This is a genomic window from Pseudomonas sp. Irchel s3b2 (genome assembly GCF_900187445.1).
Taxonomy (GTDB): Bacteria; Pseudomonadota; Gammaproteobacteria; order Pseudomonadales; family Pseudomonadaceae; genus Aquipseudomonas.
In genome coordinates this window covers 16,650-39,423 of the sequence record NZ_FYEB01000021.1, presented here as the reverse complement: position 1 = coordinate 39,423, position 22,774 = coordinate 16,650, and the positions used below count along the sequence as shown (strand labels likewise).

Genomic DNA, 22,774 nt, shown 5'->3' with positions numbered 1-22,774 from the left:
TTTTGTAGGAGCCGGCTTGCCGGCGAAGGGGCCTTGAGGACGCCGTCGCTGGCAAGCCAGCTCCTACAGGGGGCGGTCAGCAATCCGGTAAAGGTGTTAGCGCGTCGACACCGGGCGCTTGACCCAGACTGGCGACAGGCTGCTGCCGCTACCGGTGACGTACAGCACCGCGGCTTCACCGCGTTCCAGGGCAACCGGTTTCAGGTCGCCGACTTTGGTGGCGCCGTCGTACAGCGCCAGGCTGACTTTCACCGGGTTGATTTCACGTTCGCCACGGCCCTTGGCTGCCACAGACGGGACCACCTCGGTCTTGCCGTCGGCGGTTTTCAGGGTCAGGGCCTTGTCGCTGAGGTTCTGCACGCGCACCAGGGATTTCTGCTTGTTCTTGAACGGTGGTTCTTCGATCAGTTGCGGCGTGCCGCTGGCGTTGTTGACCAGGGTGTAATAGTGGTCGCTGGCCAGTTTCACCGGCAGGGTCTGGCTGCCGACCTTGGCGCTGTAATCGCCGCCCGGCATGAAGCTGAAGTCGCTGCTGGACAGCGGCGCGACTTCACTCAGGTTGGTGGTGCCAACAGTGGCGCTGACTTCAGCATTGCTGGCGTTGTAGATACGCACAAAGCTCGAACCTTTCGGTGCGGTCGGGCCGTAGAGCGCGGCGTCACCGGCAAAGGCCTGAATCGACAGGACGCTCATGCCGGCGACAAGGGCAACTGCCTTGATGGAGCGAGCAGCGAGACGGCGAGGAGTAGTAGTGAAAGTCATGGAAGTACCTCTCTTTCAGTTTTGCGCCCGGTCGGGCGTCTCGGATTTAGTGTTTGCAGCTACGTTTTGTTGGCGTGCGCCGGCTTGTTTAAGCTCTGCGACCCACTGCGGGTCGGCGTCACCGATTTCGTTGTTCACAGGCAGATATCGTTCAGGGAACTCCCAGATCAGCACTTGTGGCGGGCTGTTCTTGAAGGCGTCGCTTTTCAGGTAGCTGAGCATCGGCAGAATCGGGCCATGGCCGTCTTCGGCGTAGCTGACCACGTCGCTGTGCAGTGCCTCTTTCAGCGCACCGATGAAGTTCCAGTTCGGGTTGGCGCTGTAACTGGTGCCGATCAGGGCCACCGGCACTTCAGTGTTGGCGAACAGGGCGTCGTCACCGGCAGGCTGATCTTGCGCAGCCACGGTGTTGCGCTTCTGCAAAGGCTCTTGGGCCGGCATCAGGTTTTCGAACAGCGGGTCGAGCGGCAGGAACAACCGCAGGTCACCCTTGTGCGTCACCTTCTCCGCAGGTTCGGTGACGAAATTTTGCGGTTCGCCGCTGAGCGGAGCCTTGTCGGCAATGGTTTTGGCCAGGGTCTGGGCAGCGATTTGCGCGCCTTCCGGGGTCCAGTGGGTGTCGGTGCGCAGGAACACTTGCTGACCGTCTTGCTTGCCCTTTTGCAGCGGGCCGAGCAGGTCAGGGGCGAGGATCTTGGTGGCCGCGACACGAGCGTGGAAGTCCTTGTACAGATTGGCGTGGATACTCGCCGGCTTCACTTCACCCAGATGTTCCGGGTACAGACGCGTCTTGGCCGGAACAATCGCCATCACCAATTGCACGCCTTGCTTTTTCAAGGTCTGGCGCACGCCTTCGACCAGCGCGTAGTTGCCTTGCAGGTTCAACTCTTCGTTGACGATCGGGTGGAACTCTTCATCGCTGTAGAGCCACTGATCGCGACCGAGCACCACGCCCGGACGACCTTCGTTGAACAGTTTGAAATCCAGGGCAGCCCAAAGATTGGTGCCCAAGCGCTTGATCGGGAACTCGTCGTCGTAGTGCGTCTCGACGGCTTTGCTCCAGCGACCGTTGAGCACGGTCGCATCGGCGTTGGTACTGAAGCCGAAGAAGCTGCGTACCGACCACACGCCCAAGGCCAACAAGGTCACCATGAACAGGGCGATGTAGAAGATGCGTAATGAGCGGGTCATAGTCAGATCCCTCAGAACTGGAAGTAAAGGAACGGCGAGAAGCTTTGCGCCGAGAGTTTGAGAATCGAGGCGATAAACAGCAGCAGTACCAGGGCGCGCATCACGTAACGGGACCAGTCAGCGGTCCAGTAGGCCGGTTGCACAGTCGCTTCAACGCCGACGGTGTAACCCGGTTCGTGGATGCTGGCCGGGTTGTCGCCCGGTACGGCTTTGATCATTCCAGGCGTAGCCGCGGCAGGACCATCGGTCTCGGTGTTCGCGGCAGGCTTGGTCTTGACCGGCGGCTGGTTGCTGTAGAAATCACGCAGACCGAAGAACGCCAGGGTTGCGTAAGCCACCACCAGGGTCGCCACTTGCAGACCAGTGAGGCTGGCCTGGTTGAGTTCCGACAGCGACCAGTCGCCGAAGCTGAACATCGCGCCGTACATACGACCGGCGACGTGCAGGTTTTCTGCGCGGAAGATCACCCAACCCATCACCACCAGCAGGAACGTCAAGGCCCAACGGACCGGGTTGAAGCTGCGCGGCGAAGTGTTCAGGCCGATGGCTTTTTCGATCGCCAGCCACATGCCATGCCACGCACCCCAGATGATGTAGGTGATGTTCGCGCCGTGCCACAGACCACCGAGCAGCATGGTCAGGAACAGGTTGCGATAGGTCATCAGCGTGCCTTTACGGTTACCGCCGAGGGTGATGTACAGATAGTCACGCAACCAGGTCGACAGGCTGATGTGCCAGCGCCGCCAGAACTCGGTGATCGACTGGCTGATGTACGGCTGTTTGAAGTTTTCCATGAAGCGGAAACCCATCATCAAGCCCAGACCAATCGCCATGTCGCTGTAGCCGGAGAAGTCGAAGTACAGCTGCGCGGTATAAGCCAGGGCGCCGAGCCAGGCGTCGCCCGTGGTCGGGTTCTGCAAGGCGAAGCAATGGTCGGCCACCACCGCCAGGGTGTCGGCGATGAAGACTTTCTTGATGAACCCCTGCATGAACCGCGTGCAACCCTCGGAGAACTTGTCGAGGGTATGGGTGCGGTTGTTGAACTGGTCGGCGAGATCGCGGAAGCGCAATACCGGACCTGCGATCAGGTGCGGGAAGATCGCCACGAAAGCGGCAAAGTCGATCAGGTTGCGGGTTGCCGGGGTGTCACCGCGGTAGACATCGATGATGTAGCTGATGGACTCGAAGATGTAGAACGAGATTCCGATCGGCAACAGCACGTGGGTCAGGATGAACGGCGACAAACCGACCGAGGTCATCATCGCGTTGATGCTGTCGACGCCGAAGTTGGCGTACTTGAAGTAGCCGAGGATGCACAGGTCGATGCCCACGCCCAGGAGCAGCCAGCGCTGGGCCGGTTTGGTCCGAACGCCTGCCGCACCGACTTTCAGGCCGATCCAGTAGTTCCACAGCGTGACGGCTGCGAACAGCGCAAGGAAGTCCACACGCCACCAGGCGTAGAACACGTAGCTGGCAATCAGCAGCAGCAAGTTGCGATAGCGTATTCCGCTCAGGTAGTACATGCCGAGAAAGATCGGCAAGAACAGAAACAGGAACACGTTGGATGAAAATACCATCCCGATCTCTCCATGTTTAACCAACAGTCAAGGGCCAACGGCCCCCCCAAACCCCCCACGAAAATCTGGAGAGTTACGATCGTTCCCACGCTCTGCGTGGGAATGCCTCACTGGACGCTCTGCGTCCGCTTCGGCATGTGACGCGGAGCGTCACGGGCTGCATTCCCACGAGGAGCGTGGGAACGATCAACCCTAAGAGCCTTTGTTGCCTTTTGCGCTGGCCGGGTCGTAGACCTTGGTCAAATCCCCACCGAGGCGGAAGGTCTTGAACGGCTGCATTTTGTGTTTCTGCGCCAGCACATCCGGCGTGCAGGTGTAGAGCGAGCAGAACGGCTCGAGCCAGGCAAATTTCGAGTCGACTTTCAGGTCCGTCATGTCCTGGTCCTTGCCGTTCTTCTCCTCGAATTCATCCGGGTCTTCCACGCCTGCAAGCACGCGATCACCCAGGCGTTTCAAGGCGCCGTTATTTTCCTGACGCAAATCGACACCGTTGACCTGGGCGAAACTGGCGATCATCGCCAGCGGCGGCAGGGCATAGTTGTGATAGGCGAGGGCGCGTTGCTGGCGCTTGAGCTCGTTGGGCAGGAAGCCTTGGGCGTCGACCTGATTGATGCCGACCTTGTATTCCTTGACGGCCCAGTCGAACAGGTCGCGGCGGTTGGTGGCGACCGAGGTGGCCATCACCGACCAGGCGGCCCAGTACGAATGGTTGTTGGTTTGCTCGAGTGGCAGGTTGTCCCAATCGCTAACCACCTGATCAGCCATTTTGCTGAACCAGGCTTCGATCACCTGCGCCTCTTGCTGGTGATTGGCCAGCGGACGCGAATCAGAGAACTTCAGGCGGACATAGGACGAAGCCATGCTACCCAACGCCCATTTGCGCATGGACTTGCCGGTGTGGTTGAAGTCCTTGGACATCAATGCATCAGCCTTGGCCCAGGCGGTTAACCAGTTGAGGGTGCATTCCAGTTGTTCCGGGCGACCGTCGCGCATGAACTGCATCACTTGTTTGCTGATGCCGCGTTCGATCTTGGTGATGTCGGCGGTGGCCTCGCGGAAAGCTTTTTCCGATGCTTCGTTCAGGGTCGAACGGGCCTTGTCGGAGCCTTCGTATTTGCTGCGAAATTGCAGGGCGCCGGTATAGGGCGTTGGCACCGCATCACAACGTTCACTCTTGTCGCCGGTTTTGACTTTTTCAATTGGCGCGAAGTAACCCTGTGGCGGGCGCAGTGGCGCGGCGGCCTGCGTGGCGCCGGCGAACATCGCCAGCGTCAGCAGGGACGGCGCGAGCATTCGTTTCAGCGTTCGGGTGTGCATGCAGTTCATAAGAGGTGACCTCATTGCCCGGCTTGAGCGGTACGCTGCCCGTTGCCGGAGAACACGTTGCGTTTGCAGATTTTCGCTTCGACTTTCTGCGGCGCGGTGCCTGCTTTTTCAGGTCCCTGGACTTCGACGGCCAGCAGATTCTGCGAGGCCCAGTCTTCGTCCGTGCGCAACTCGAAGGCGAAACGCCCGTCGGTGTCGGAGGTTTCCGGTTTGTCGATCTTGATGTCCTCGTGGCGACCATTCATGTACCAGAGGGTGGCTTGCAAGGTTTTCACCGAGGTGTCGGCGAAGCGGATATCGACCTGGTGGCTGCTGTTGCGCAGGTCCAGGTTCTTGCTGTTGACCATCAATTCGTTTTTGCCCGGCTTCAGCGTGGCGCTGGCGCTCATCTGTGCCTCTTTGCCTTCGCAGCCGTTGTCCAGCAGCGCCATCATCTGGCGGTAGATGGTTTCCTGATCGAGGCGATAAAGTGGCGAGAATTCCCAGATGAGGATTTTCGGTGGTTTGGTCTGGAACTCTTCGCTGCCCAGGTACTGCAGCATCGAACCTTCGAAGCCACCACCGGGGAACGCCACGTTGAGGATGTCGGCGCCGATGGCCTCTTCGAGGAAACCGGCGAAGTTGTAGTTCTTGCCACTGTGGCTGGTGCCGACCAGGGTGATTTCCGGATTGCCGGAATCACTGAACAGATCGCCATCGCCCGCTTCGCCTTTGGGCTCGGTGGTGAACTGATCCATGTACTGGATCGCGTAGCTGGTGCCACAGAGTTGACCAGCCATGTTGTGTAACGTTCCGGTCTTGCCCATGCGACCCGACTTATGGGTCTCGAATTCACGCTTGGGAACGTCGGCGAAGGCCGGCAATTGCTTGACCTTCTCGGCGACAATTTTAGCTGTGCGCTGGGCGCCGTACGGCGTCCAGTGCTGGTCGCCGCGGAAATAGAAATCGTGAGCCGGCAGGGTCTCGGGCAGCGATTCGTTGGTCAGCGGCGACAGGTCCGGGACCACGTAACCCATCTGCGCGAAACGCCCGAGCATGGTCTTGTAGTTCCTCAACGCCTTGTCAAAGTCGTAGCTGGCCTTTTCCGCCGGGTTGAGTTTGTTGCGGTTCACCAGGCCACGGGTCGGCTGGTAAACGATGACCAATTCCACGCCTTTGCTCTTGAACGCATCGTGCAGTTGCTTCATGCGTTTGTAGCCGGCGGGGGTGGTGTCGAACTCGGTGCGCAAGTCTTCTTGCGTACGGAACAGCCAATCGCCTTGCGCCTGCACCAGCGTGGTGAAGTTCTGCTGATAGCGGGTGGTGTAGTTCTTCGCGTCGTGGGCTGCCGGGCACAGATTGCAGCAATCCTCGGCCTTGAAGCTGGGTGCTTTGGCGTCTTCGGCACGTACGCCAGTGCTGGCCGCGAGAATGCCCGCGGTCAGGGCCGACAGGCTGAGTAATTTGATCAAGTGTGGGTGCATAAAATTATCCTCAGTCCCGCATTTCGGTCTGGCGTTCGACAGGGTCGATCAGCACGGCTTTCTGCTGGCGCACCAGCAGATCGAGAATTTCATCCTGGCGCTCGCCGAGGATCCCCGAGAAGCTGATACCGCTGGATTTGGTCGGCGCGAGCATGGACACACGGTACAACTCGACACTCAGCGGCGAGTCGATCGACAGCGGTCCGCTGCCATTGGCGGCCAGTTCACCGCCGACCACGATCAGCGACACCTGGGCATCGAACGGGTCGAGCTTGATGTCCCGGTCGGTGTCGGTCAGGTCTTTGATGTGCCCGTAGACACCGGTCAGGCCGTTGGCCATCGAGATGTTTTCGTACAGGCGAATGTTCACGCTGTTACGAATACGGATGCCGTGGCGCTTGTTGCTGATCACCTTGTTGCCCCACAACAGGTTGTCGGCACTCTCATAGAGGGTGATGCCATCGGTGTGGTTCTTGTAGATCTCGTTGTAGGCGATCAGGTTGTTCACGCTGTTACGGTCGATCACCAGGCCCGACAACTTGTTGTCGTAGCTGCGGTTGTTGAAGATGAAGCTGTCGTTGACCTCTCGGGAAATAATGATCCCGTGCTTCTTCTTCGTACCGAACACCGTGTTGTCGGCAATGATCAGGCCATGCGACCGGTCATGCGGGTCGATGCCGTAGACGATGTTGTCTTTGTAGGTGTTGCCCTTGACCACGAAGTCGCGGGTTTCGTAGCAGTAGAAGCCGTACCACATGTCCGAGAACTCGGAGCCGACGATCCAGCCGGACGGTTCAGGACGCTTGAGCACCTTGGCCATGTTCGGCGTGTATTGGGAAATACTCACGCCGTAGGACTTACTGTTGGCGTAGCCGAAACTGGCGATCTTGCTGTTGGCGATGTAGGTCTCGGTGCCACCCCAGGACAGCAGGAACGGACGGAACTCCTTGGGCGACTTGAAGGCCGCCGGGCCGTTTGCCTTCTCGCTCCAGCCGGTGATTTTGGTATCACGCACGAACAGCTGGCCGTCGTTGACCAGGAACGAACCGGCCTCTTGGGACAGGCGCAATTCCTGGGTCTGCTTGTCGATTTCCAGAATGCCCTTGTTACCCACCACGATCGGCAACTTCGCCAGGAACACGCCCGGCGAGGTTTCGCTGAAGTACTGCTTGGGCACCGTCTTCGCCAGGTCCTTGAGGTTCATGTAGCCGTCGTCGACGAAGATCGCCTGCGGGATGCCATGCTGACGCACCACCCACTCGGCCATCTTGTTGTCGCCGCCGATGAAGTCCTTCAGGGCGTTTTCCTGCATCATCCGGCGCACGCTGATTTTGCCGGGCTTGGTGCGCACGATTTTCGCGGCGATGGCTTCGGCGGTGTAGCCCGAGGTGTCCGGCAGTTTCGGCTTGGCCAGGTCCAGCGGCGCGGTTGGCGCGCTGCTGACGGTGTAGGTCTTGGCCTGTTGCAGCCCTTTGGCTATGGTCGCCGATTTGCCCTGTTGCACAGGCTTGGCCGGTTCGACGGTGGCGAAGGCGGCTGCGCTGGCGAGCAGCAGCGCGCCGGCCAGCAGGCTGATCGAGCCTTTCTTGGCACTGTTCATGTCGGGCACTCCCTTCGCGGTTTGCATCAGAAGCGCCAGACCACGTCGACAAACGCGCGGTGCATGTAGGAGTCGACTTCTTTGCCATACGCATCGCCAGGCTTGAACACACCGCCACGGAACCGCACCAGCGCCGAAGGCTCATCGATCGACTGGCTCAACGAAGCCGGCAGCAGGCCTTGCTTGAAGTACTTGGTGACGACCAGGTCCATTTCCTGACCGAGGTCTTTGTTGCCATCTTCCAGCGGCAGCGAGGTGCTGGAGAGGATCGCGCCGGTCACGTCGTCGGTGTTGTTTTCGACGGCGTTGATGCCATTGCTGCCCACCGGCTTGTTGCCGTCGACGCGCCAGAACTTGTGGTAGATCAGACTGGCGTCGTATTCGTCGTTGAGCATCCACGAGCCGAACAAGGTAGCGGTCTGCATGTTGTTCATTTCGCCACGGAAGGCTTCGCCGAAACGGTGAACCCGCGAGCGTGTACCGGTGTAGTTCGAGCGATTGCTTTCCAGGCCGGTCTGTTCGTACTCGGCGCTGGCACGGGCATACGCCGCACCGACTTGCCACTGCGGATCAAGGCGCAAACGCAGGCCGATATCGGTGGCCCAGCCATTGAGGTCTTCACCGCGTTTGGCTTCGGTCGGGCGGGTGCCATCGGCGTTCAGCGGGTTGACCGTGTCGGTGTCGCCGCTCATACCGGTGATGCTGCCCCAGTAATTGACGGTGTTGGTGTTGCGCCAGTTGTAGGCGTCGCTGTCGGCGGTAAGGCCGAGCCAGCTGATATCGCCGTTCTGTTTTTTATCCAGCGAATCGCCGGCCACGCCCGGCTCCGGGTAGTCGAGCTTGCCGTCATCGTGGGTGTGATGACCGCGAATGCCGACCCAGTTACCCGGCGACCATTGAGTGGCCACGTCGCCGAAAACGTGCAGGCGATCCTTGTCTTTGGGTGCCAGCTCTTTCAAGTCGGTGCGGTATTCGCTGAAGCGCTCGGCGATACCGACGTTAGCGCGCAACAGGGTGGTGTCGAAGGTCCAGTTCAGGGCTTCGATGTTGGTATCGCGCCATTGACCATCGTCGTTGCGCAGGCGTTGGCGACCGAGCTTGAGGATCTCGCCAGGGTAGGGCGTGAGGCCGCTGTAGCCGACCCAGAACTCGCGCATCGCCAGGTAGTTTTTCTTGGTTTTGCGATCACCATTGTCGGTGGTCTGGGTACCGTCGTTGTCGGATTGTTGCAGGGTGTCCGTTTCGATGATGTCGGTGGACGTCACGGCCTGGCCCATGGCGTAGGCGCTCCACGCGCCGCTCTCGCCGTATACCCATGGACGCAGGTCGAGGCCAACACCGGAAACGTCGCCGCCGCTGGCGGTGCCCAGGTCACGGTCGTCTTCGGACTGGCCGGTAACTTTGACTTCGAGGCCGAAGTTCTTGTCTTCGGTCAGGGCTGCCAGGGTCGGGCACGACCACAGCAGAGCGAATGTCAGGCCAATACCGGCCTTCACGAAAGGATTGAGCTTCATAGGGATTCCTCGCCGTCTTCTTCTTGCAGGGCGTGCAGTTCCAGCGTGTCCGGACTCACGGTGCTACGAATGGCCTGCTCTTGTTTGAGCAGGCGTTGGGCCTCGGCCAGCCGGTCAGGCGGCAGTTGCGCTTCGAGTGTTTGCGCAAGCTCATTGGCTTGCGGGGTGCCTTGAGCCTTGGCCAATTGGCTGAAGACATAAGCGTTGACCGGGTCGGGTCGGGTGCCTTTGCCTTGAGAGAACAATTGGGCGATGGCGAAATCGGCACTGTTCTGGCCGTTGCGCGCAGCGGTCAGCAGGTGATCCAGGGCTTTCTGCGGATAGACCTTGCCCAGGAAACCACGGCGATAAATCTGGCCGAGGTAGTAATCGGCGGCGACTTCACGGCCGACAGCTTTCTTGAAGTGCTCTTCGGCGACTTTGGCATCGGCCGGCACCATTTTTCCTTCGAAGTAGAGCTTGCCCAGCAGCAGTTCGGCACGCGGCTGGTCGGCGGCGCGGCCGTTGTCCAGGTACTTCATCATGGCGTCGACGTCGCCCAGTTCAGGGAAGTCGTAGAGCAATTGCGCGAGGCTGACCCAGGACGCCGGGTAGCCAGGTGCGATGCCTTCGAGCAGCGACTGAGCGGTTTTCTCGTCGGTCTTGCCCAGGTTTGCATCGCCCAGCACCCGGGCCACGCTGTCCACACGTTGCGCAGTGACGACGCCACGGCTGTGACCAGCCTGCATCTGCTTGATCAGTTCTGCCTGTTGCTCTGGCTGGCCGCGTTTCTGATAGACCGTGGCCAGTTCGACGTAGCAGATGTCGGTGGTGTTCAACGCCGCTTTGCAGACTTTTTCCACGTCATCCAGGTGCTGGTCGTACGTGCCCTGGGTGCGATAGAGCAGCACTTGCGCCAGACCCGCTTCCGGTTTGCCTTCGGCGCGCCATTGGGTGATCTGCTGCTGGGCGTTGACGTTGGGGAAACTGTGCGGGTATTGCAGGTACAGCATCGCCAGCGGGATCAGGGTGTTGCCTTCGCCATTGGCCGCGGCTTTCTTCAACAGTGCTTCGGCTTCCTGGTGTTCTGCTTCGGTGGCGCCGGGTTTGGCCACCAACAAGCGACCCAGGCGAGCCTGAGCCCGCGGCGAGACGCTGGCCGCGGCGCGGTAAGTCGCCTCGGCCTTTTTGATTTGCGCCGGGTCACGGCTGTCGACTTGCAGATCGGCCAGGCCGACCTGAGCTTCGCTGTAACCCAGGTCTGCCAGTTGCTGGTAGTTCTGCGCTGCCAGCGTGGTGTCGCCGCGCTTGAGGGCTTCATTGGCCAGACGCTGGTCGGGCAGGCCGGCACAGCCGCTAAGGCCCACCGCTAACGCCAGTGCACAGAATGCACCCTTGTGGGAGCGGTGGTGCGGCATCCCGACTTGCTCGCGAAGCAGGCGCTGCGGTGCATCAGGCAGACCGTGTTGATCCCTTCGCGAGCAAGCCCGCTCCCACAAGGTGTGCGGTGTGTTCAGGATTTTTGTAATGGTCACGGGCATGTCCTCTGTTTAAAGACCGACGGCCATAGCTTTGTTGATCAGCCAGTTCAGGTTCGGGCCACGGGTGCTGTTCACTTCAACCGGGCGACCGGCGAAGGCGCTGTCCAGCGGCTCGTCAGGTTTGATCTGCACGCGGATGTCGGATGACAGGTCGGCGCTTTTCAGGCTGGTGCTGCTGACGATCTTGCCGGTACGGGTCTGGTCTTCACCGGCAATCTGGAAGCTGACCGTGGTGCCAGGACGCACATCGCCGAATTGGCGATAGGAGAAGCGGGCTTCAACGTTGGCTTCGGTGTTGCGCGGCACCAGTTGGAAGATCACGTCGCCTTTGCTGGCGTACTGACCGTTAGCCACCAGTTGCTGAGACACGGTGCAATCGCACGGCGAAGTCAACGTGCCGGTCATTTGCTTGCCGAACAGTTCTTCAACCTTGGACGGTTGCAGTTGACCTTCGTCCAGATGGCCCTTGAGTACGTCGAGCATGCTGGTGCTGAAGGTCGCCAGCGGTGCGCCTTTGGCGGCAACGCCGTCAGCCTTGATCAGGCTCTGTACGGTGCCGTCGCGCGGCATGGTGATGTTCATGCCCTGCACGCTGACCAGGCCGGCCTGGGCGTGGCTGACGAAGTACATGCCGTACACCGATTTGAAAATAAAACCGAACGCCACCAGGCCGACCACGAAGATACCGGCGCTGAAGGTCACCGCTTTCAGACGGCCGAGCGGGGTCATGCCGTGGCCCCCATCCTTGACCTTGCGCGCCTTGGTGAAGTTGTCGCGCTGCAGGGTCGCGAGCATTTCACCCACACTGACGATGTCGCCGGCCAGGTGCGAGGTGATCAGGTGGCGCAGAGTGGAAATGTCACGGGGTTCCAGGTTCTGGAACTGGCAACCGGTGCGACCGGTCTGGCGATCGACGGAGCGGATTTGCAATTCCACGTCCATGGCCAGGCCGAGGTTATCGATGACGAATTGCAGGCGCGCCTTGTGCACATCGCCGACCTTCAGCAGCAGCTGACCGGCGTTGAACGCCAGGCCGCCAGCGGAAAGGTCGATGACCCGGGCTTCGACCGGGGTCCGGTCAGGACCGAAGAAACGCAGCTTGGCCGGGATTTTCACGCGGGCGTGTTGGCGCTGGGCTTCGGATTCATGCACTACGTTGCTGTTGACGGCGGTATTCATATGGGCGATTTCCTAGTTAATTCAGGCGAGTTCGGTCAGACCATCATCAGCAGCACGGCGACAAAAATGCTGCCGGCGGAGAAGGTCATGGTCCGAGACGACCAAGTGTTGAACCAACGTTGAAAGCTGGCGAGATCACGGGTCAGAGAAGTGGGCTGGCGAGTCCAGGACTGTTGATCGAGGCGGAAGAACACGTAGATCTTCACCAGCGCGCCGACGATCTGGTTGTAATAGAGAATCGCCGGGTAGGCCGGGCCGATCCGGTGACCGGAGCAGGACAGCAGCACGGTCAGGATCAGGCGGGTGATGCCGATCCACAGCAGATAAACCAGGAGAAACGCAGGGCCGTATTTGAAGGTGGCGATGAGCGCTACGGTAAGGCCCAGCAAGGACGTCCACATCGACACGCGCTGATCGAACAGCACCACCGACGTGAACAGGCCGAGGCGTTTCATCCCCAGGCCCAGGGCGCGGGAGTTCTGCCGCAGGTTGTTGCCGTACCAGCGGAACATCAGTTTGCGACTGGCCTTGATGAAGCTCTTTTCCGGCGGGTGTTCCACGGTGTGGATCGCGGCATCCGGCACGTAGAACGTGTCGAAGCCCAGACGCATCAGGCTGAACCAGCTCGACTTGTCGTCACCGGTCAGGAACTTGAAGCGGCCCAGACGCCAGTGTTGCAGCGAGTCGCTTTCCACATCGGCGATGAAGTCCGGGTTGGTGACCACGGAGGCGCGGAATACCGACATGCGCCCGGTCATGGTCAACACGCGCTTGGACAGGGCCATCGAGCACATGTTGATGTGGCGCTGGGCGAATCGCAGTTTGTGCCATTCGCTCATGATGTAGCCGCCGCGTACTTCGCAGAACTCGTTGGTGGTCAGGCCGCCGACATTGCCGAACAGCTGGAACCACGGCACGGTCTTGAGCACGACGCCTTCGGCCAATACGGTGTCGCCATCGATCACGGCAACCACGGCGCGGTCGTCCGGCAGGTGGCGCGAGATGGCGCGGAAACCGTAAGCCAGGCCATCGCGTTTGCCCGTGCCGGGAATGCGCACGAAGTCGAGCTTGACCCGTGGCGGTGGGTTCATGCGTTTCCAGAGGCTCTTGACCAGCAGCTCATCGGACATTTCCACGATGGAGCAGACCACGGTGGTCGGCAGTTCGCAGTCGATGGCCTCGCGGATTACCGAGCTGTAGACCTGAGCGGTGGTCAGCGCATCGATACGAAAACTGGTGACCATCAGAAACACATGGGACGGGTCTGCCGCTTTGCCCAGCTTGCGCACTTTGCGCCGCAGGTGCGGGTAGACCACGTACAGAAACAGCATGCCGCGCAGAAAGTGCGTGGCACCCATCGAGTAGCGCCAGATACCGACGATACCGATCAGGAAGATGAAGTCCTTCGACTCGGAGTCGAACGTGGACGCAGGCAGCGCCATGGCGATGCCCATCAGTAAACTTAGATAAAACAGCCAACCGGCGGCCTGAAGTAGGCCGTGCTTTAGCCTGTGCATAATCTGCATCCGTCTCGATCTCGGGCGAGCCTGTGGGGTGGCCCGATGGGGTTAAGGCAGGCCTGTGAAAACTGGCGACACCCGCTCTGGATGACGCCAGAAATCCCGGTAGGAGCTGCCGCAGGCTGTGATCTTTTGATCTTTGTCTTTGGGTTCACTCAGGACTCAAGTGCCCCGGGAAAGATCGCAGCCTCGTTTCACTCGACAGCTCCTACAGGCGTGTTACCAGCAGATACCTTCGGTGCGCTTACTGACGCTGGTGGCTTGAGACATGAAGCCAACCAGGTCGATCACTTGCTTGCCGTGTGGCGCTTCCTGAGCCAGGGCGCGGAATTTCTCGTCACGGTTGCCGAGGATGATCACGTCGGAGTTGTTGATCACTTCGTCGAAGTCGGCGTTGAGCAAGGACGAGACGTGAGGAATCTTCGACTCGATGTAATCCTTGTTCGCACCGTGAACGCGGGCGTATTCGACGTTGCTGTCGTAGATGCTCAGGTCGTAACCCTTGCCGATCAGCATTTCCGCCAGATCGACCAGCGGGCTTTCGCGCAGGTCGTCGGTACCGGCCTTGAAGCTCAGACCGAGCAGGGCGACTTTGCGTTTGTCGTGGCTGGAGACAATGTCGAACGCGTTCTGCACCTGGGACTCGTTACTGCGCATCAGCGAGTTGAGCAGCGGTGCTTCCACGTCCAGGGAGCCGGCACGGTAGGTCAGGGCGCGGACGTCTTTAGGCAGGCAGGAGCCGCCGAACGCGAAGCCTGGGCGCATGTAGTACTGGGACAGGTTCAGCGTCTTGTCCTGGCAGACCACGTCCATCACTTCGCGACCGTCGACGCCGACAGCCTTGGCGATGTTGCCGATTTCGTTGGCGAAGGTCACCTTGGCGGCGTGCCATACGTTGCAGGTGTACTTGATCATCTCGGCCACGGCGATGTCCTTGCGGATGATCGGTGCGTCGAGTTCTTCGTACAGCGATTGCAGAACGTCGCCCGAGGCCTTGTCGAACTCGCCTATGACGGTCATTGGCGGCTGGTCGTAGTCTGCGATCGCGGTGCTTTCACGCAGGAACTCAGGGTTGACCGCCACGCCGAAGTCGACACCGGCTTTTTTGCCGGAGCAGTCTTCGAGGATCGGGATCACCACGTTTGCCACGGTGCCCGGCAGGACGGTGCTGCGAACCACGATGGTGTGGCGGGTGGTTTTGTCACGCAGGACAAAACCGATCTCGCGGCACACGGCTTCGATGTAGTTCAGTTCCAGGTCGCCGTTCTTCTTGCTTGGCGTACCGACGCAGATCATCGACAGGTCGGTGTCGCGAATCGCTTCGGCGAAGTTGGTTGTGCCGCGCAGACGGCCAGTTTCGATACCTTGTGCCAGAAGTTCGCCCAGACCCGGTTCAACAATCGGCGATTTGCCTGCGTTGATCATATCGATTTTGTCTTTGGCAACATCGACGCCAACGACGTCATGGCCCCGTGCAGACAGGCAACCGGCACAGACTGCGCCGACGTAACCCAAACCAAATATGCTGATGCGCATCGCATTTACCTCTATATTGATCAAGCCATTACATGGCCGGAGTTAATGGTGTTCAGCGGTCGTAGTGCACTCGGAAGTGCGACTTATAAGGCGCAGCAATGCCGTGTGCAGGCATACTAAGTTCCGAGTGTCTAAATAAGTGCACTCAAGGTGTGCGCAACCAGGCCTTATTGTTATGACTTGCCCTGTTATGCAGCCGATCCTCTTTTCAGAAGACATCCGTGCAAAGGTCTTGCGCGCTCAATGCCAGGCCACAGGCCCGTTGAATCAAGCGGTTGGGTGCTCGGGTGAGCACGTTTATAGGGGCGCAGCCGTGGCCTTGTAGGGGATATTAATGGTGCGTTATCTCCTGTCCTTCATGTGTTGCCCAAATAAGTGGTCCATAAGTTCAAGTTAATGTGACAACTTCGCTATCGGGACCGCCTCTCTGCGTAAGTTATCTCGCACAATCGTCGAGAGAATCGTTACCGGTGGTATGAGCGGCGCATTTGGACATAGTTCCTGTCCGCCCATCGCGAATTCTGAAATTTCTTGAAATATTGAAAAAGATGGCACTGCTTTCATATTGATAGCACGTGCCGTTTCGCCCTTTATATATAGGGGTATTATTGCGTTGGATATTTTTTTGCCACTACTCATAAATTTTTTCAGTGCCACTACTGAAAAAATTGGCCACTGTCGAGTGAAACAAAAGTTAGAAAATTAAGTGATATTTTATTGGCGCCAATAAAGCGTCAAAATGGCGAGGAGTATTCGAGGGTAAAAGGAGCGGCGCGCGACGAAGTAACCGATGTCGTGCGCCGACTGAGTGCTGGTTTCAATTACTCCGGTGCGTGATCGCGCAGGAACACCAGATTGTCCGGTTTAGACTGCTCGCTGCTGTAGCGATAACCCTGAACGTCGAACTGCTTGAGAGCAAGCGGGTCATTGATGCGTTCTTCGATGACGAAGCGACTCATCATCCCGCGGGCCTTTTTCGCGTAGAAGCTGATGATTTTGTACTGGCCGTTTTTCAGATCCTTGAACTCGGTGTTGATGATGCGTGCGTTCAAGGCACTGCGTTTGACCGCCGAGAAGTACTCGTTGGAGGCCAGGTTCAGCAGCATGTCGTCGCCCTGATCGGCTAACGCTTCGTTCAGCCATTCGCTGATCCGCGTGCCCCAGAAAGCGTACAGGTCCTTGCCCCGGGCATTGGCCAGTTTGGTGCCCATTTCCAGCCGATAGGGCTGCATCAGGTCCAAGGGGCGCAGCAGGCCATACAGGCCGGAGAGCATGCGCAAGTGTTGTTGGGCGTAATCGAAATCGGCTTCGCTGAAGGTTTGTGCATTCAGGCCGGTGTACACATCGCCCTTGAATGCCAGCAACGCCTGCTTGGCGTTGGCTGGGGTGAAGGCCGGGGTCCAGCTGCCGAAACGCGCAGCATTGAGACCGCCAATCTTGTCGGAGACGTGCATCAGCTCGCTGATCTGCGCCGGCGTCAGGTCGCGCAGTTGCAGGATCAGCTCCTGGGAATGGTCGAGGTATTGCGGTTGAGTGAAACGCTGGGTCGCCGGCGGTGTTTCGTAATCGAGGGTCTTGGCGGGGGAAATCACCATCAGCATGAAGTCGTCTCCTTTAATCGTGGTGGCGATTCTAGGGGGTTGTCTGTGTTGACTCCAGCTATCAAGCCCATAGGTGATCGGTGGTGGGAACGATCATGGGGCCGGCGATCGGCTATAGTGCCGCGCGGGTTTTGTTATGGAGACATCCCATTGCGTATCGTTTTTCTATTCTCGGCCTGGCTCTTGAGCTTCGGCGCCATGGCGGCGCCGGGCGATGTGGCGACGCTTGATCGCAGCACCTGGCCTGAGCAGCTCAGCAGCCCGACGCTTTTCGACGTCGCCTCGCGGGCCGAAATTCTCATGTTTGCCCGCGTTCTGCTGGCCAGTGAATCCCTGGATGAAGCGAGCCTTGCTCAGCGCCTGGGCCTGCGCACCCTCAATCTGGAGTCGGTGAACCAGCTGCGCCAGCGCATGTGGCAGCGTTTGCTGACCAATTACAACTTCGCCCAGCAGAGCTGCGATCAGGATGCCTCCTTCTGTTTCCTGGTCGAGGACATGGCCACCCTGCGTGAGCAAGCGGCGAAGTTTCAGGTGAGCGACGACAGCTATTACATTAAATGGGCCGAGCCGAGCCGGTTGTTCCACACCCAGTACCTGGACGAGCAATTGCGCAAGGCCGCGCTGTTCCCGCAGACCAGCAGTGAAGTCGATCGTTTTGGCGACTATGAGCGCAATGGCGATGCCATGAATGACCGGCTGTTCCTGCTGACCTTCGGCAGCGCCGCCAATGCCACGCCAGATAACACGGCCTGGGTCACCGAGTACCTGCGCAAATCGAACATGAGCGCTACGTTCTTCGTCCTCGGCAAGGACATTCAGACCCGTCTGGCCGAACGTTCGGTGGCCAGCCTGCAAGGGACTTATTCGCAGCAATGCGTGGGCGTGCAGGGTTGGGAGTTCCGCTCTCACAGCCATTGGCAGGACTGGCAAGACTCGGTGCGACGCAGCATCGATCTGGTCAAAGGCAAGCTGCCGGAGAATTACGTGCCGTTGTTTCGTCCGCCCGACGGTCAACGTCGGTCCGATGCTGAAGGCTTCTTCAACTCTCAGGGCTTGCAGGTGGCGCTGTGGGACATCGATGCCCAGGACGGCGCTGGCAAGCTCAAGGGCAGCCAGAGTGCACAACGAGTGTTGACTCTGATGCTGCTGTGGCGGCACGGGGTGATCAATTTCAATGTGAAGCAGGATGCGCTGAAAACGGCGATGCCTTGGCTCATTACGCAAACGGCGCCAAGCGGGATCGGTTGGGAAGACTGTCAGAACGCGTTTCGCTGAAAACGGTGAAACACCGTAAACATTGGGCGAGGGGCGATTTTGGGAGCGATTTCGGTGCAGGCGGACTTCCGACTTTAGCGGGGTGCTGGCAGTCCGCCAAGTGCTATTGGTCACTCTGAAAAATAAACTTCAAAAAAACGTCAAAGTGCTTTTTTCTGTCATGTGTTTTGGAGTATTACGAAGACAGACCGCCGAAACCTGCAACACAGGTGGCGTCTTCCAAGACTCCGTTTGGGTTGCAATCACTTGAGTCTTTGCAGGTGATTTCGGTGGCCACTTCGAGGCGCAGCACTGTCAAGGTATTGCGTCGACTGGCTCCCACAAAGGTGACCGAGTATGGATGATCACGGACGTAGCTCTTCTTCCAACCAGCCAATCCTTTATGTACTCGATACCAACGTATTGATTCACGATCCAAACGCCCTGCTTAATTTCGAAGAACACCACGTCGCCATCCCGATGACCGTGCTTGAAGAGCTGGACAAGCTCAAGGGCGGGCATCACAGCGTTGCCGCAGAATGCCGTCAGGCGATTCGCCTGATCGACAAGACCCTGGGCGATGCCAGCCCCGAAGACGTCGAACTCGGCGTACCGATCCAGCGCGGCAAGAGTGGGCCCAAGGGTTTGCTGTCAATTCTGATGAGCAAGCGTATTGAGCCGAACATCATTCTGCCCGAGCATCTGAACGACAACATCATCATCAACCAGTTGATCGACCTGCGCGCGCGCGATGCGAAGCTGCCCGTGGTGCTGGTCACCAAAGATATCAACATGCGCCTCAAGGCCCGGGCTTGTGGGATTGCGGCTGAGGACTACAGTACCGACCAACTGGTCGACGACGTTTCGTTGCTGCCCAATGGTTATCACACCATGACCGGCTCATTCTGGGATCGGGTGAGCAAAGTCGAAACCCGGCAGGATCATGGCCGCACCTGGCACCAGGTGCAGTTGATCGACAATCTGCCCGCCGTACACGTCAACGAATTCATCATCGACGAACAGGGCTTTGTCGGCTGGATCAAGGAAATCCAGGTCGACAAGTTGCTGATCCTCGATCTGCATCAGGAACCACTGTTGCACCAGGAAGCCTGGGGCCTGAAACCGCGTGACATCTATCAAAGCCTGGCGCTCTATGCCTTACTCGATCCGGATATTCACCTGGTCAACCTGTCCGGCGCGGCCGGTTCCGGTAAAACCATTCTGGCCCTGGCGGCGGCCATCGAGCAGACCATGGTCAGCAAGCGCTATCGGCGCATCATCGCCACCCGCAGCGTGCAGGGGCTGGACCAGGAAATCGGCTTCCTGCCCGGCACCGAGGCGGAAAAAATGGAGCCTTGGCTCGGCGCCATCACCGACAACCTTGAAGCTCTGCACATGGATGACGAGAACACCCATGGCAGCGTCGACTACATCCTCAGCAAAGTGCCGTTGCAGTTCAAATCCCTCAACTACATTCGAGGCCGCAGCTTCCAGCAGAGTCTGATCCTGATCGATGAGTGCCAGAACCTCACGCCGCACCAGATGAAAACCATCATCACCCGTGCCGGCGCCGGTTCCAAAGTGGTGTGCCTGGGTAACCTGGCGCAGATCGATACGCCTTACCTGTCCGCGACCAGTTCCGGGCTGACTTATCTGACCGAGCGCTTCAAAGACTTCCCCAACGGTGTGCACATCACCCTGCAAGGGGTGCCACGCTCGATTCTGGCCGAATACGCCGAATCGCATCTGTAACAGTGACAACCGAACCGGGCGCCCTAATGGTCGCCCGGTTTTTTTATGCCCGACACATACCCTGTAGGAGCGAGGCTTGCTCGCGAAAGCGATGTGTCAGTCACATTGATGTCGGATGTGCCGCCGCCTTCGCGGGCAAGCCTCGCTCCTACAGGAGGTGTGTCGATTTGATAATCAAACGTGCGAAAAATTGACCCACAGGTTTACAATCGATGCTCCTGATCAGGAGTAACCCTGTGCTGACTCATCTCGATTCCCAAGGTCGCGCCAATATGGTCGACGTCACCGAAAAAGCCGTGACGTTCCGCGAAGCGACGGCCCAAGCGCTGGTGCGCATGCTGCCCGAAACCCTGCAGCTGATCGTCAGCGGCGGCCATCCCAAGGGTGACGTGTTCGCCGTGGCACGGATTGCCGGCATCCAGGCGGCGAAGAAAACCAGCGATCTGATTCCTTTGTGCCACCCGTTGATGCTCACCGGCGTCAAGGTTGAACTCAGTGCCGAAGGCGACGACACCGTGCGCATCGTGGCACGCTGCAAGTTGTCCGGGCAGACTGGCGTCGAAATGGAAGCGCTGACCGCCGCCAGCGTCGCGGCGCTGACTATCTATGACATGTGCAAGGCCGTGGATCGCGGCATGACCATCGAGAGCGTGCGGCTGCTGGAGAAACTCGGCGGCAAGAGCGGCCATTTTCAGGCGGATCAGCCATGAACGTAACTGTGAAGTTTTTCGCCCGTTATCGTGAAGCGCTCGGCGTGGAGTCGGTGAAGGTCGAAGGTAATTTCGCCACGGTCGACGATGTGCGCGCGCTGTTGGCCCAACGTGACGGTGCCGAGGTGTTGAGCGAGCAGAACCTGATGTGCGCCCGCAACGAAGACCTCTGCCAGCTCGACGAACCGGTGAGCGATGGCGATGAAGTAGCGTTTTTTCCGACCGTGACCGGGGGCTGAGCCATGGCGATTCGCGTGCAATCCACGCCGTTCGATCCGGGCGCTGAAGTCAACGCCATGCACGCGGCCAATGTAGGCGTCGGTGCGGTGGTGAGTTTTGTCGGCTATGTGCGCGACTTCAATGATGGCCTCGACGTCGCCGGAATGTTTCTGGAGCACTACCCGGGCATGACCGAAAAAGCCCTGGGCAAGATTGCCGCGGAGGCCGAGCAGCGCTGGCCGCTATTGAAGCTGGAAGTGTTGCATCGCATCGGCGCCCTGGAGCCGGGCGAGCCGATCGTCTTCGTCGGCGCCGCCAGCGCTCATCGTCAAGCAGCGTTCGATGCCTGTGCCTTTGTCATGGATTACCTGAAAACCCGCGCGCCGTTCTGGAAGAAAGAAAACACCCGTGATGGGCCGCGTTGGGTGGAAGGGCGTGACAGCGATCATGCGGCGGCAGATCGCTGGAAGCAGTAAGCAATCGATCCGTTCTCACGGGCTCGATTCTTGAAAAACACTTGAAAGTTAATCCGTTCTTAACCGGTTTATCGTTTATTTCCGACGTTGGCCAAGGCGGTCTTGTCGAAGCGGTTGATCGATAAGACCCCCGCCCAAAGGTCAATGCTGCCGTGTAGACTTCCGGGCAATCGACATCAGATCGACAACGGCTTTGCCGCCAAAAGGGCATATCGAAGACAACATCAGCCTGACGCAGCCGCTGCAAGCGCAGCCGCCGGCGAGCTGATCCACGGACACAAAAGGGAAGCGCGATGAGCGAGGAAACGATGCGGTTGGGGCGTGAACGGCGCTATCTGGTGTTGCTGGGCATTATTTGCCTGGCGCTGATCGGTGGTGCGATGTACATGCAAGTGGCGCTGGGCGAGGCACCGTGCCCGTTGTGCATCCTGCAACGTTACGCGTTGTTGCTGATCGCGCTGTTCGCGTTTATCGGCGCGGCAATGCGCACCCGTCGCAGCATCACGCTGTTCGAAGCGTTGGTGGTGATCTGCGCCATGGCGGGCGCCGGCGTGGCCGGGCATCACGTCTATACCCAGTTTTACCCGGCGGTCAGTTGCGGCATCGATGTGCTGCAACCAATAGTCGACGGTCTGCCGCTGGCGAAGATCTTCCCGCTGGGCTTCCAGGTCGACGGTTTCTGTTCCACTCCGTACCCGCCGATCCTCGGTTTGTCCCTGGCACAGTGGGCGCTGGTGGCGTTCGTGCTGATCGTGGTGTTAGTGCCGCTGCTCACTTCGCGTAACCGCAAAGCGCTGCGTTGAGGCTGTCCGCCGCACCGTCAGGTGAAACAAAAAAACGCCCCGGTCCTCGTTGAGAGGCCGGGGCGTTTTGCATGTTCAGAGGGCGGGTAAAAAGACCTTGATGCGCGACAAGGACGGGTGCGACATGCGTGCGACACGTTGTCACAGCGTGAGGGGCGCAAGGCATTTCAATACGTTGAATCAGTGCATCGTCATGCAACAAAAACGGGCCCTTCAAGCAACTGAAGGCTTTAGCGCCCATCGGCCGAAACAGGCAGTTTTAACAGGGGCTGGCGAATGGCCGAAGCCCTTGTCATATAGGGGGTAGAGCAGGATGCAAGGCGAGCGCAGAGCCCTTGAAACTGTCTGAACTTCGCGTGGTAGACCTACATTTTTTGGTGTTTTTGTTGAGAATTAATTTCGATACCATGGCGCACTTTTGCAAAAACCATTAATGATTGTTGTTGGATCGGATAAAAATTATTTCGGGATGAGACATGGTTTATGAATCGCTACATATCTACAATCGCCCGCACTGAATTTCCGGCACTGCTCACCCTGACTCAGGTGCAGGAGCAGCATTAGGGTGTCGAGAGGCCTGATGGCTTCATGTGACACCCAAGGTGTCGGTGCTTCCCGACTATCCGCACCAAATGGAATTGGTCTGTAACAAGGCCCTTGACCACGAATTCGAATAAGAACTTAACGCAGGCCCAGGATTTGTCGAACAGCGTCTGACGCGCGACGGGCAGGCCCTTATTCAATCCAAGAAAAATGCCAACCCTTGGCAGG

General features: G+C 58.9%; 18 protein-coding genes. 6 read left to right on the top strand and 12 right to left on the bottom strand.

The genetic code is table 11. From position 1 onward, the window contains the following. Positions 1-96 precede the first annotated feature (96 nt). From CKW20_RS27120 to yaaA, 12 genes are all read right to left on the bottom strand, one after another. Positions 97-762, bottom strand: coding sequence for an alginate O-acetyltransferase AlgF (locus tag CKW20_RS27120; protein ID WP_095055633.1), 666 nt, complete (start codon positions 760-762; stop codon positions 97-99). Positions 763-777: 15 nt separating this feature from the next. Beyond that, entirely contained in the window at positions 778-1,953 is a 1,176-nt protein-coding gene (locus tag CKW20_RS27115; RefSeq protein WP_095055632.1) for an alginate O-acetyltransferase, read from the bottom strand. A gap of 11 nt (positions 1,954-1,964) precedes the next feature. Then, positions 1,965-3,530: an MBOAT family protein gene (locus CKW20_RS27110; protein ID WP_095055631.1), complete on the bottom strand. Its 1,566-nt coding sequence runs from the start codon at positions 3,528-3,530 to the stop codon at positions 1,965-1,967. A gap of 192 nt (positions 3,531-3,722) precedes the next feature. Continuing rightward, positions 3,723-4,856, bottom strand: coding sequence for a mannuronate-specific alginate lyase (locus tag CKW20_RS27105; protein WP_095055630.1), 1,134 nt, complete (start codon positions 4,854-4,856; stop codon positions 3,723-3,725). Positions 4,857-4,867: 11 nt separating this feature from the next. Further along, a complete protein-coding gene (locus CKW20_RS27100) occupies positions 4,868-6,319 on the bottom strand; it encodes an alginate O-acetyltransferase (protein ID WP_095055629.1) in 1,452 nt (483 codons plus the stop codon). Between the two features lie 10 nt (positions 6,320-6,329). Further along, positions 6,330-7,919, bottom strand: coding sequence for a mannuronan 5-epimerase AlgG (algG, locus tag CKW20_RS27095; RefSeq protein ID WP_095055628.1), 1,590 nt, complete (start codon positions 7,917-7,919; stop codon positions 6,330-6,332). Between the two features lie 26 nt (positions 7,920-7,945). Next, entirely contained in the window at positions 7,946-9,433 is a 1,488-nt protein-coding gene (locus tag CKW20_RS27090; protein ID WP_095055627.1) for an alginate export family protein, read from the bottom strand. Beyond that, positions 9,430-10,953, bottom strand: coding sequence for an alginate biosynthesis TPR repeat lipoprotein AlgK (gene algK, locus CKW20_RS27085; RefSeq protein ID WP_176466965.1), 1,524 nt, complete (start codon positions 10,951-10,953; stop codon positions 9,430-9,432). The genes CKW20_RS27090 and algK overlap by 4 nt, the downstream gene beginning before the upstream one ends. Before the next feature lie 9 nt (positions 10,954-10,962). Beyond that, complete coding sequence (locus tag CKW20_RS27080) at positions 10,963-12,132, bottom strand: alginate biosynthesis protein Alg44 (protein ID WP_095055625.1); 1,170 nt, start codon at positions 12,130-12,132, stop codon at positions 10,963-10,965. A gap of 35 nt (positions 12,133-12,167) precedes the next feature. Further along, positions 12,168-13,649 carry a mannuronan synthase gene (alg8, locus tag CKW20_RS27075; protein WP_371857457.1) on the bottom strand — a complete coding sequence of 494 codons (1,482 nt, stop codon included), beginning with the start codon at positions 13,647-13,649 and terminating at the stop codon, positions 12,168-12,170. A gap of 222 nt (positions 13,650-13,871) precedes the next feature. Next, positions 13,872-15,188, bottom strand: coding sequence for a nucleotide sugar dehydrogenase (locus CKW20_RS27070; protein WP_095055623.1), 1,317 nt, complete (start codon positions 15,186-15,188; stop codon positions 13,872-13,874). Between the two features lie 821 nt (positions 15,189-16,009). Beyond that, entirely contained in the window at positions 16,010-16,789 is a 780-nt protein-coding gene (yaaA, locus tag CKW20_RS27065; protein WP_095055622.1) for a peroxide stress protein YaaA, read from the bottom strand. Between the two features lie 150 nt (positions 16,790-16,939). Between yaaA and CKW20_RS27060 the strand changes: the two genes are divergently transcribed. The 6 genes from CKW20_RS27060 to CKW20_RS27035 all read left to right on the top strand — a co-directional run bounded on the left by CKW20_RS27060 (position 16,940) and on the right by CKW20_RS27035 (position 22,003). Next, positions 16,940-18,064 carry a polysaccharide deacetylase family protein gene (locus CKW20_RS27060; RefSeq protein ID WP_095055621.1) on the top strand — a complete coding sequence of 375 codons (1,125 nt, stop codon included), beginning with the start codon at positions 16,940-16,942 and terminating at the stop codon, positions 18,062-18,064. 336 nt (positions 18,065-18,400) lie between these two features. Then, positions 18,401-19,795, top strand: coding sequence for a PhoH family protein (locus tag CKW20_RS27055; protein ID WP_095055620.1), 1,395 nt, complete (start codon positions 18,401-18,403; stop codon positions 19,793-19,795). Between the two features lie 236 nt (positions 19,796-20,031). Beyond that, entirely contained in the window at positions 20,032-20,505 is a 474-nt protein-coding gene (gene moaC / locus CKW20_RS27050; RefSeq protein ID WP_007936290.1) for a cyclic pyranopterin monophosphate synthase MoaC, read from the top strand. Further along, entirely contained in the window at positions 20,502-20,744 is a 243-nt protein-coding gene (moaD, locus tag CKW20_RS27045) for a molybdopterin converting factor subunit 1 (protein ID WP_095055619.1), read from the top strand. The genes moaC and moaD overlap by 4 nt, the downstream gene beginning before the upstream one ends. A 3-nt stretch (positions 20,745-20,747) precedes the next feature. Then, positions 20,748-21,200: a molybdopterin synthase catalytic subunit MoaE gene (gene moaE, locus CKW20_RS27040; RefSeq protein WP_030128690.1), complete on the top strand. Its 453-nt coding sequence runs from the start codon at positions 20,748-20,750 to the stop codon at positions 21,198-21,200. A gap of 293 nt (positions 21,201-21,493) precedes the next feature. After that, positions 21,494-22,003, top strand: a complete 510-nt coding sequence (locus tag CKW20_RS27035; protein WP_095055618.1) for a disulfide bond formation protein B — start codon at positions 21,494-21,496, stop codon at positions 22,001-22,003. Positions 22,004-22,774 lie beyond the last annotated feature (771 nt).